The organism is Mesorhizobium sp. B2-1-3A, assembly GCF_006442655.1.
Taxonomy (GTDB): Bacteria; Pseudomonadota; Alphaproteobacteria; order Rhizobiales; family Rhizobiaceae; genus Mesorhizobium.
The window spans coordinates 1-10495 of sequence record NZ_VFWK01000017.1 but is presented as its reverse complement, the minus strand read 5'-3'; the positions used below and the strand labels follow the sequence as shown (position 1 = coordinate 10495).

Below are 10495 nucleotides of genomic sequence, written 5' to 3'. Positions count from 1 at the left end.
TCGATCGAATGGGCGCCGTCCATCAGCACTTCCGGTTCGACGATCGGCACGATGCCGGCTTCCTGGCAAAGGGCAGCGTAGCGGGCCAGTGCATGGGTGTTGGAGCCGATAGAGGTCGCCGACGGCACGCCCTTGGCGGTGTCGATGTCGATCACCGCGCGCCATTTGGCGAAACGGGCGCCGAGTTTGTAGTAGTCGGCAAGGCGTTCGCGCAGGCCGTCGAGGCCCTCGGTGATGGTGTCGCCGGGGAAGGCGGCCAGAGGCTTGGCGCCGGCATCGACCTTGATGCCGGGGATGGCGCCTGCCGCCTTGATGATGTCGACCAGCGGCGTGCCGTCGGCGGCCTTCTGGCGGATCGTCTCGTCATAGAGGATGACGCCGGAAATATACTTGGTCATCGCGTCCTTGGCGCGGAACATCATCTCGCGATAGTCGCGGCGGCTGTCGGCGGTCGATTCGACGCCAATGACATCGAAGCGCTTCTTGATCGTGCCGGAGCTTTCATCGGCGGCCAGCAGGCCCTTGCCGTTGGCCACGATCGCGGCGGCAATGTCTTCGAGACGTTCGCTCATCATGCTTCTCCTGAAAGGGGTTCGTTCCGCGCTTAACGGAAGTCTACCGCCAAAGGAATGGCATCGGAAAGCTCGAATCGATTGAAAGTCGAGAGTGCCGCCCGGCGCTCTCTTTGTGTTGATTGCCTTGACTGTGCTAGCCGCATTCCTGCGACGCCAGGCGTTTCCGCCTGGCTGCAGAACGCGCTTGCGTCTTGACGCAATTCCAAGGAAAAGCGCTACGCGCTTTTCCTTGGAATTGCTTACCGCTTCAGCACGTCGACGCCGGGCAGGGGCTTGCCTTCCATCCATTCAAGGAAGGCGCCGCCGGCGGTCGAGACATAGGTGAAGTCGTCGGCGACACCGGCGTGGTTGAGTGCCGCCACCGTATCGCCGCCACCGGCGACGGAGATCAGCTTGCCGGCCTTGGTGCGCGCCGCCGCGTGCCGGGCGGCAGCCACCGTGGCGTGGTCGAACGGCGCGATCTCGAAGGCGCCGAGCGGGCCGTTCCAGACCAACGTCGCGGCACGGTCGATCCATTCGCCGATCGTCGTCGCGGTCTTGGCGCCGACATCGAGGATCATGCCGTCGGCCGGCACCTCCGATATGGCAACGGTCTCGCAGGCCGCACCCGCCTTGAACTCCTTGGCGACGACGCCGTCGACGGGCAGGATGATGGCGCAGCCAGCCTCCGCCGCCTCGATCATGATCTGCTTGGCGGTGGGGGCGAGGTCATGCTCGCACAGCGACTTGCCGACATCGGTGCCACGCGCGGCGAGGAAAGTGTTGGCCATGCCGCCGCCGATCACCAGTGCGTCGACCTTCTTCACCAGGTTCATCAGCAGGTCGATCTTGGTCGAGACCTTGGCGCCGCCAACGATGGCGACGACCGGGCGCACCGGTTTGCCCAGGCCTTTCTCCAGTGCTTCCAGCTCGGCCTGCATGGTGCGGCCGGCAAAAGCCGGCAACAGACGGGCCAGCCCTTCGGTCGAGGAGTGGGCGCGGTGGGCCGCCGAAAAGGCGTCGTTGACGAAGATGTCGCCATTGGCGGCGAGCCTTTCGGTGAAGGCCGGGTCGTTCTTTTCCTCGGCCTTGTAGAAGCGGGTGTTTTCGAAGAGCAGCACGTCGCCCTTGTTCATGGCCGCGACCGCACTGCCCGCCGTGTCGCCGACGCAATCCGAGGCAAAGCCGACGGGGCGGCCGAGCACCTCGGCCGTCGCCCTGGCGATCGGCTCCAGCGAGAATTCGGGCGAGGGACCATCCTTCGGCCGGCCGAAATGCGCGAGCAGGATGACCTTGGCGCCCTTGCCGGACAATTCGGCGATGGTCGGCGCGATGCGCTCGATGCGGGTGGCGTCGGTGACCTTGCCGTCGGCGACGGGAACGTTGAGGTCGACGCGCACCAGCACGCGCTTGCCGCTGATGTTGCCGATATCGTCCAGTGTCTTGAAGGCAGCCATGCCGGTCCCTTTCCTCTGAAAATCGCCGGGACCATACCCCGCATCGGTGCCGATGCAAGGCTTTGGCCACGGTGTGGCGCGAAATTTTGAGGCGGGCGGGGACATAGTCCGTGAAGATCGGCCCACGCCGACGGGAGAGGGCAAACGATCGCTGTTGTCAGCTTCCGGTCGTTGCCTTTTCAGCCGGTGGCTCGGGGCCGTCTTCGGGCTCTGCCGTCACCTGCGTCTCGATCGGCTTGCGCCAGTTGCGGATAAAGGCGCTCAGACGGTCGCCCATCTCGCCGGCGCTGAGGAACACCGGCACCCGCGCCACCGGTGCGGTCGGCTCGAAGGAAAGACCGAGGCCCGTGATCCTGCCCTTGTCGTCGACGTCCCTGACGATCAGTTCGATCGAGCCGATGAGCACGCGGTCGGCATATTCGGCATGGCCGCCGAGCCGCGCCGTGACCAGCGCGCCGACGGTCTGCTTCTGCTCCGCTTCGGTCAGGCCCGGCGCGTAGGCGGCCTCCAGCTCGGCGGCGGAGCGCGCCGGGTCGACGGCGAAGGCGCCGAAGAAATCGGCATCCTCGGGGTCGACCACGGCGCGGCTGGCGAACAGCTTGTCGAGCAGGCGCGGATAGCGGTCCGGCACGAAGATGTAGACCTGGTCGCCGGCGGCGAGCCGGCCCATGTCCTGGAAGCGCATCGAGCGACCGTCGCGCAGCACCAGCGAGGGCCGTGCCCAGCGCGGAATGCGCTCGCCACGCGCCACAGGGCTGCCAGGTGCGACGCGATAGGCGAGAAGCTCGTGATGGGCGGAGCCGGGGAGTTCGAGTTCGACCTTGTCCAGCGGTCCCAACCGCGCCGGCACGATGAGGCCGAGGCGGCGTGCCAGCGGACCGACCGTCCAGCCCTGAACTACCAGGGACACCAGCACGATGATGAACGCCGTATTGAAGATGACGCGGCCGTTCTCCAGCCCGCCGAGCAACGGCGTGATGGCAAGCAGGATGGACACGGCGCCGCGCAGGCCGACCCAGGAGACGAAGGCGACTTCGGGTCGCGGCAGGCGGAACGGAATCAGGCAGAGCCAGACCGCGACGGGTCTTGCGACAAACATCAGGAACAGGCCGAGCAGCACCGCCGGCACCATGATCGCCGGAAACTGCGAGGGTGTCGCGAACAGGCCAAGGATCAGGAACATGATGATCTGCGCCAGCCAGGACATGCCGTCCTGGAAGCGCTTCAGGATGGTGACGGCGCGGATGTCGGAATTGCCGGCAATGAGGCCGGCGATATAGACCGCCAGAAAACCCGAACCGCCAATGGCGCCGGCGGCGGCGAAGACCATCAGCGACAGGGTCAGCACGAAGATCGGCAGCAGGCCGTGGTCGAGGTTGAGCCGGTCGACGAGACGCACGATGGCAAGGCCACCGAGCACGCCGACAATGGCGCCGAGGCCCATATTGACGAGGAAGCCGAGGATCAGGCTGGTGACCAGTACGTCAGCTTCGGGGTTGGCGTGGGCGGCGATGACCTCGACCAGGGTGATGGTCAGGAAGATGGCGATCGGGTCGTTGCTGCCGGATTCCACCTCGAGCGTGGAGCGCACGCGTTCGCGCAGATTGATCTCGCCGGCGCGCAGCAGGAAGAACACCGCCGCGGCGTCGGTCGAAGCGACGGCGGCCCCGAGCAGGAAGGATTCCAGCCAGCTCAAATCGAGCAGATAGTAGGCCGCGGCGCCGAAAAGGCCGGTGGTGAGAAGCACGCCGAAGGTCGCCAGCGAGAGCGCCGGGCCCGCCGCCTGCCGCAAGGCGTTGAGCGGCGTGCCGAAGCCGGAATCGAACAGGATGACGGCGAGAGCCAGTGAGCCGGCAAAATAGGCGATGCGGGCATTGTCGAATTCGATGCCGAGACCGTCGGTTCCGGTGGCGAGCCCGATGCAGAGAAAGAGCAGGAGGAGAGGGGCTCCGAAGCGGAAGGCGATCAGGCTCGAAAACGCGGCGGCGACAACGAGCGCCGTGCCGACCAGCGTGACGAGATAGATCGCATGCTCCATCCGTGATTTGCCCCCTCGAATTCCTGCCGCATGACCCCGAAATCGGGATGGATTTCGGAAAGGATCATGCGCAAATCAAAAGTGTCACAGTGTCCCTTGCGCGTCCAAGGACGCGCGGCGCTGTAATGTCTTCCCGATTCAATGGAGAGTGGGGCGAAGGCATGGCCAGTGCAAGGCGGCAGGGTGGTTTTTTGGCCGAAGCCGCCGATTTTCGTCGCTGCTCCGGCAAATGAAAACGCCCGGACAAAGCCGGGCGTTTCAAGTCTCTGGAAGATGGGGCCGCGATCAGGCGATGGTCTTGCCGAAGGCGACGGCCGTGTCACCCATACGGTTGGAAAAGCCCCATTCATTATCGTACCAGGACAGCACCGAAACGAAGTTGCCGTCCATCACCTTGGTCTGGTCGAGCGCCATGATCGAGGACCGCGGATCGTGGTTGAAGTCGATCGACACGTTCGGGTGATGAGTGACGCCGAGAATGCCCTTCAACTTGCCATTGGAAGCGGCGATGACCGCGTCGTTGATTTCCTGGACCGTGGTCGGGCGCTTGGCGATGAACTTGAAGTCGACGACCGAGACGTTCGGGGTCGGCACGCGGATCGAGATGCCGTCGAGCTTGCCCTTGAGATCGGGCAGCACGAGGCCGATGGCCTTGGCGGCACCGGTCGAGGTCGGGATCTGCGACAGGGCCGCGGCGCGGGCGCGATAGAGATCCTTGTGCATGGTGTCCAGCGTCGGCTGGTCGCCCGTGTAGGAGTGGATCGTCGTCATCATGCCCTTTTCGATGCCGACCGTCTCGTGCAGCACGGCGGCCAGCGGCGCGAGGCAGTTGGTGGTGCAGGAGGCGTTCGAGATGACGATGTGGTCTTTGGTCAGCTTGTCGTGGTTGATACCATAGACGACGGTGAGGTCGGCGCCTTCGGCAGGGGCCGAGACCAGCACGCGCTTGGCGCCGGCGGTCAGGTGCGCGGCGGCCTTGTCACGGGCGGTGAAGATGCCGGTGCATTCGAGCGCGATGTCGACGCCAAGTTCCTTCCACGGCAGCTGCGTGGGGTCCTTGATGGCGGTGACCTTGAACTTTTCCTTGCCGACCGTGATCTGGTCGCCGGACACCGACACTTCATGCGGGAAGCGGCCGTGCACGCTGTCGTAGCGCAGCAGGTGCGCGTTGGTCTCGACCGGGCCGAGGTCGTTGACCGCGACGACGTCGATGTCCTTGCGGCCGGATTCGTGGATGGCGCGCAGGATGTTGCGGCCGATGCGGCCGAATCCGTTGATGGCAACTCTGACGGTCATTTTTCTCTCCCTGGGAGCTGGAGGGCAGACGATGGGTCCGCAGCTTCATAGCGGCGCAAGCGGAAAGAATCCAGCCGCAGCGACGCAGATTTAAATCGATTAGTTTGGGCCAGTCCGGCGAAATCGCTTTGCGCGGTTTCGCCGGGTCATTTTTGTTTCGTGCAAGTCATCACCCCAAAACCGCAATACGGCTTGGGCACATGCACAGGCCTTACTTGGCGTGCAGGCGGGCCTCCGCTGCCTTGGCCGCCGCCTCGGCGGTGATGCCGAAATGCGGGTAGAGCTGCTCGATCGTGCCCGAGGCGCCGAAGCCGGTCATGCCGACGAAGATGCCGTCCGAACCGATGAGATGATCCCAGCCCTGGCGGATGCCGGCCTCGATCGCCATCTTGATCGGCGCGTTGCCGATGGTCTTCTTGCGGTAGTCGTCGCTCTGCTTGTCGAACAGTTCGAAGCAAGGCACCGAGACGACGCGGGTCGGATGGCCGTGCTTCTCGAGCAGGTCACGGGCGCCAAGAGCGATCTCGACCTCGGAGCCGGTGGCGAAGATGGTCACCGCCGCCTCGCCGCTGGCCGCGGCCAGTTCATAGGCGCCCTGGCTGCTCAGGTTCTTGGCGGAGTGCTCGGTGCGCACCGTCGGCAGGTTCTGACGGGTCAGCGCCAGGGTCGACGGGGTCTTTTCGGATTCGAGCGCGATCTGCCAGCATTCGGCGGTTTCCACCGCATCGGCCGGGCGGAAGACATTGTGGTTGGGGATGGCGCGCAGGGCCGCCAGGTGCTCGACCGGCTGATGGGTCGGGCCGTCTTCGCCGAGCCCAATGGAATCATGGGTCATGACGAAGATCGAGCGGATGCCCATCAGCGAGGAAAGCCGCATCGACGGGCGGGCATAGTCGGAGAAGCACATGAAGGTGCCGCCATAGGCGATGAGACCGCCATGCAGCGTCAGGCCGTTGATCGCGGCCGCCATGCCATGCTCGCGGATGCCGTAGTGGACATAGCGCTGGCCATAGTCGTCGGGCGTGATGTTCTTGGTCTGGCTGGTCTTGGTGTTGTTGGAGCCGGTCAGGTCGGCGGAGCCGCCGATGGTTTCCGGCACGGCGCCGTTGATGACTTCCAGCGCCATCTCGGACGATTTGCGGGTGGCGACCTTCGGCTTGTCGGCCGAAAGCTTCTTCTTGTACTCGGCAATGACGGCGTCGAAATTGGACGGCAGCTTGCCGGCGAGGCGGCGCTCGAACTCGGCCTTCAGCTTCGGTTCGGCCTTGGCGAGGCGGCCTTCCCAGTCGGTGCGCGGCTTGGCGCCGGCCTTGCCGGCTGCGCGCCAGGCCTCGAGGATCTCGGCCGGAATCTCGAAAGGCGGCGACTCCCAGTTGAAGAACTTGCGCGCGCCGGCGATCTCGTCGGCGCCGAGCGGCGAGCCGTGCGCCTTGTTGGTGCCGGCCTTGGTCGGGGCGCCGAAGCCGATGGTGGTCTTGCAGGCGATCATCGTCGGCTTGTCGGAATGGCGGGCGGCCTCGATGGCGTAGGCGATCGCTTCCGGATCGGTGCCGTCGATATGGCTGGCATTCCAGCCGGAGGCCTGGAAACGGGCGACCTGGTCGGTGTTGTCGGCGAGCGAAACCGGTCCGTCGATCGAGATGTTGTTGTTGTCCCAGAAGACGATCAGCTTGTTGAGCTTCAGATGCCCGGCAAGCGCGATGGCTTCCTGGGAAACACCTTCCATCAGACAGCCGTCGCCGGCCAGCACATAGGTGTAGTGGTTGACGAGGTCGTTGCCGAAGGCGGCGTTCATGATGCGCTCGCCAAGCGCGAAGCCGACCGAATTGGCCAGCCCCTGGCCGAGCGGGCCGGTCGTCGTCTCGATGCCGGTGGCATGGCCGTACTCGGGATGCCCGGCGGTCTTGGAGCCCAACTGGCGGAAATGCTTTATCTGGTCGATCGTCATGTCCTCGTAGCCGGTCAGGTAGAGCAGCGAATAGAGCAGCATCGAACCATGGCCTGCCGACAGGATGAAGCGGTCGCGGTCGGCCCAGTGCGGGGCCTTGGGATCGTATTTCAGGAAGCGGGTGAACAGCACCGTGGCGATGTCGGCGCAGCCCATGGGCAGGCCGGGATGGCCGGAATTCGCCTTCTCGACAGCGTCCATGGAGAGAAAACGGATCGCATTGGCCATCCGGTCATGTTGTTCACGCGACGTCATGGTTCCTCCAAGGTGGGGGTTTGGGGGCTTGGGAGAGCCCTTGAAAAGGGTGCGCGACACATAGCAGGCGCGGGCTTTTAGTCAACAAATCGGGTGCACATTTGCCAGTCTTGTGATGCCGGCGGCGGGCCTACATTAGCGTTAGCGGGGGACAGTCGCGAGAGCTTTGTTGACGTTGCCTTCACCCGGTGCCTAATGTTTCCGAGATAACGCGTTCTGAACGCGAACGATTCGGTGATGGGCAGGGCACAGGACGAAGCCATGACCGGGGAAAGCACGCTCAAGGAAGTAATCGCCAGGCTGGGCAAGGCCATCGAAGGGCTGGAGAACGCCGTCGCGGCCAAGCTGGAGCACGAGCGCGACTATTCGGAAGCCGAGGCCGAAGTGCAGCGGATGAATGCCGACCGCTCACGGCTGGCGCAGGAACTCGACAATTCCGAAGCGCGCGCCGAACGGCTGGAAGACGCCAACAAGGAAGTCTCGCGACGGCTGGTGACCGCCATGGAAACCATCCGCGCCGTGTTGGACAGATAGGAGCTGGCCCATGGCACAGGTCACGGTTTCAATCGACGGCAAGCAGTATCGCATGGCCTGCGACGAGGGCCAGGAAGAGCATCTGATCGACCTTGCCGAACGCTTCGACCGCTATGTCTCGCACCTGAAGGACTCGTTCGGCGAGATCGGCGACCAGCGGCTGACGGTCATGGCCGGCATCATGGTGATGGACGAACTGTCGGAGCTGCAGAAACGCGTCAAGGGCATGGAAAGCGAAGTGCTGACCTTGCGCAAGACTCGCGACGAGGCGTTGACCAAGGCCGACAAGAGCGACAGCGTGCTGACCAACGCGCTCGGCGCGCTGGCGCAGCGCATGGAAGATCTGACGGCGACGCTGGCGATCAACAAGGCCTGAGTTGCCGAAGCCTCGCCGGTGCAACCGGAAGGCTCTTGCGCCGATGCCGTCGGCAGCATGAAAATGCTCATTCCGCCGCCGACAAGAGTTTCATATTATCTTGCAGTCACGATTTTTGCGCTAAGATGCGGCTGTGCCGGAGGGCGGGCGCCTGGTGGCGGCATGGTTTGCCGCCCGTCGCGCTGACCGCGGACCAGATCAGTTACAGGGGAAATGTGCCATGAGCCTTCGTATCAACGACATCGCGCCGGACTTCACCGCCGAGACCACGCAAGGAGAGATCAAGTTCCATGACTGGATCGGCGACGGCTGGGCGATCCTGTTCAGCCATCCGAAGAACTTCACGCCGGTCTGCACGACCGAGCTTGGCACGATGGCGGGGCTGGAAGGCGAGTTCAAGAAGCGCAACGTCAAGATCATCGGCATCTCCGTCGATCCGGTCGCGAGCCACGACAAGTGGCAGGCCGACATCAAGACGGCGACCGGCCATTCGGTGCACTATCCGCTGATCGGCGACAAGGACCTCAAGGTCGCCAAGCTTTACGACATGCTTCCCGCCGGTGCCGGCGAAACCTCGGAGGGTCGCACGCCCGCCGACAACGCCACGGTGCGCTCGGTCTATGTCATCGGACCGGACAAGAAGATCAAGCTGGTACTGACCTATCCGATGACCACGGGCCGCAACTTCGACGAGATCCTGCGCGCGGTCGATTCCATGCAGCTCACCGCCAAGCATCAGGTGGCGACGCCGGCCAACTGGAAGCAGGGCGAAGACGTCATCATCACCGCCGCCGTCTCCAACGAGGATGCGATCAAGCGCTTCGGCGCCTACGAGACCATCCTGCCCTATCTCAGGAAGACCAAGCAGCCATCCGCCTGACGCGGGCGCACCGGAACCGTTTTTGGCTTTTCCGCCCTTGCGCGCCACGTCATGCTTGACTGGCCCGCGAGGGTGGACAACCATGCTCCTGTTGGGTGCCGGTGGAGAAAATCGTTCCCGCCGGCGATGGGTCGAGGGAGCCGGACGTGGACGTAACTTTGACCAGGCCAATGGTCAGGGGCTTCTATGACAAGCCGACCGGGGCCATCCAGTATGTCGTCGCCGACCCTGCCACGAAGCGGTGTGCCGTCATTGATCCGATCCTCGACTTCGACGAGAAATCCGGTGCGACGGGTACGAAGAGCGCGGATGCCTTGCTCGATTTCATCAGGGAAAGCGGGTTGGAGCTCGAATGGATCCTCGACACACACCCGCATGCCGACCATTTCTCGGCGGCGCACTACCTGAAACAGAAGACCGGAGCGCCGATGGCGATCGGCGACAGGATCGTCGACGTCCAGAACCTGTGGAAGGTGGTCTACAACTGGCCGGATTTTCCCGCCGACGGCTCGCAATGGGACAGTCTGTTCGCAGAGGGCGAAACCTTCCGGGTCGGGACGATGCCGGTCAAGGTGTTGTTCTCGCCGGGGCACACGCTGGCGTCGATCACCTACGTGATCGGCGATGCCGCCTTCATTCACGATACGCTGTTCATGCCCGACAGCGGCACGGCGCGGGCTGATTTTCCCGGCGGCAGTGCCGCGCCGCTGTGGCACTCGATCCAGGGCATACTGGCGTTGCCCGACGAGACGCGCGTCTTTGTCGGGCATGATTATCAGGCCGGTGGCCGCGAGCCGTTGTGGGAAAGCACGGTGGCCGCGCAGAGGGCGACCAACATACATCTCGTTGCAGCGCGCAACGAGGCCGAGTTCGTCGCCCTGCGCGAGGCGCGCGACCGGACATTGCCGATGCCGCGGCTGATCCTGCACGCGCTGCAGGTCAACATGAATGGTGGCCGGCTGCCGGAGCCGGAAGCCAATGGAAGGCGGTATTTGAAGTTCCCGCTGGATGGGCTTTGAAGAACCAGCGATCTTCCCCCCTTGCGGGTAGGGCTATCACATATGAGACTTCCCGAACGTCTGCCCGGCACGTACCCCCACCCCTAACCCCTCCCCACAAGGGGGAGGGGGACTCTGTAAGCGCTGATTTCAGGAAGT

At 64.2% G+C, this 10495-nt stretch carries 9 protein-coding genes; 4 read left to right on the top strand and 5 right to left on the bottom strand.

Annotation, left to right across the window (positions count from 1 at the left end):
• From FJ977_RS35635 to tkt, 5 genes are all read right to left on the bottom strand, one after another.
• Positions 1-572 (bottom strand): class I fructose-bisphosphate aldolase (locus FJ977_RS35635; protein WP_140777483.1); only part of this gene is annotated, 572 nt, incomplete at its 3' end.
• A gap of 242 nt (positions 573-814) precedes the next feature.
• Entirely contained in the window at positions 815-2011 is a 1197-nt protein-coding gene (locus tag FJ977_RS35630; RefSeq protein ID WP_140777481.1) for a phosphoglycerate kinase, read from the bottom strand.
• 157 nt (positions 2012-2168) lie between these two features.
• Positions 2169-4049: a potassium/proton antiporter gene (locus FJ977_RS35625; protein ID WP_140777479.1), complete on the bottom strand. Its 1881-nt coding sequence runs from the start codon at positions 4047-4049 to the stop codon at positions 2169-2171.
• Between the two features lie 285 nt (positions 4050-4334).
• Entirely contained in the window at positions 4335-5345 is a 1011-nt protein-coding gene (gap, locus tag FJ977_RS35620) for a type I glyceraldehyde-3-phosphate dehydrogenase (RefSeq protein ID WP_065005509.1), read from the bottom strand.
• A 211-nt stretch (positions 5346-5556) separates the two neighbouring features.
• Positions 5557-7548 carry a transketolase gene (gene tkt / locus FJ977_RS35615; RefSeq protein ID WP_140777477.1) on the bottom strand — a complete coding sequence of 664 codons (1992 nt, stop codon included), beginning with the start codon at positions 7546-7548 and terminating at the stop codon, positions 5557-5559.
• A 261-nt stretch (positions 7549-7809) separates the two neighbouring features.
• Here tkt and FJ977_RS35610 point away from each other — a divergent pair, with 261 nt between their 5' ends.
• The 4 genes from FJ977_RS35610 (at position 7810) to FJ977_RS35595 (ending at position 10357) form a co-directional block, all read left to right on the top strand.
• Positions 7810-8082, top strand: coding sequence for a DUF4164 domain-containing protein (locus tag FJ977_RS35610; RefSeq protein ID WP_056576508.1), 273 nt, complete (start codon positions 7810-7812; stop codon positions 8080-8082).
• A gap of 10 nt (positions 8083-8092) precedes the next feature.
• A complete protein-coding gene (locus FJ977_RS35605) occupies positions 8093-8458 on the top strand; it encodes a cell division protein ZapA (protein WP_056575728.1) in 366 nt (121 codons plus the stop codon).
• Positions 8459-8678: 220 nt separating this feature from the next.
• On the top strand, positions 8679-9338 hold the full coding sequence (locus FJ977_RS35600; protein ID WP_056575731.1) for a peroxiredoxin: 660 nt from the start codon (positions 8679-8681) through the stop codon (positions 9336-9338).
• 146 nt (positions 9339-9484) lie between these two features.
• Positions 9485-10357 carry an MBL fold metallo-hydrolase gene (locus FJ977_RS35595; RefSeq protein WP_140777475.1) on the top strand — a complete coding sequence of 291 codons (873 nt, stop codon included), beginning with the start codon at positions 9485-9487 and terminating at the stop codon, positions 10355-10357.
• Positions 10358-10495: the final 138 nt, after the last annotated feature.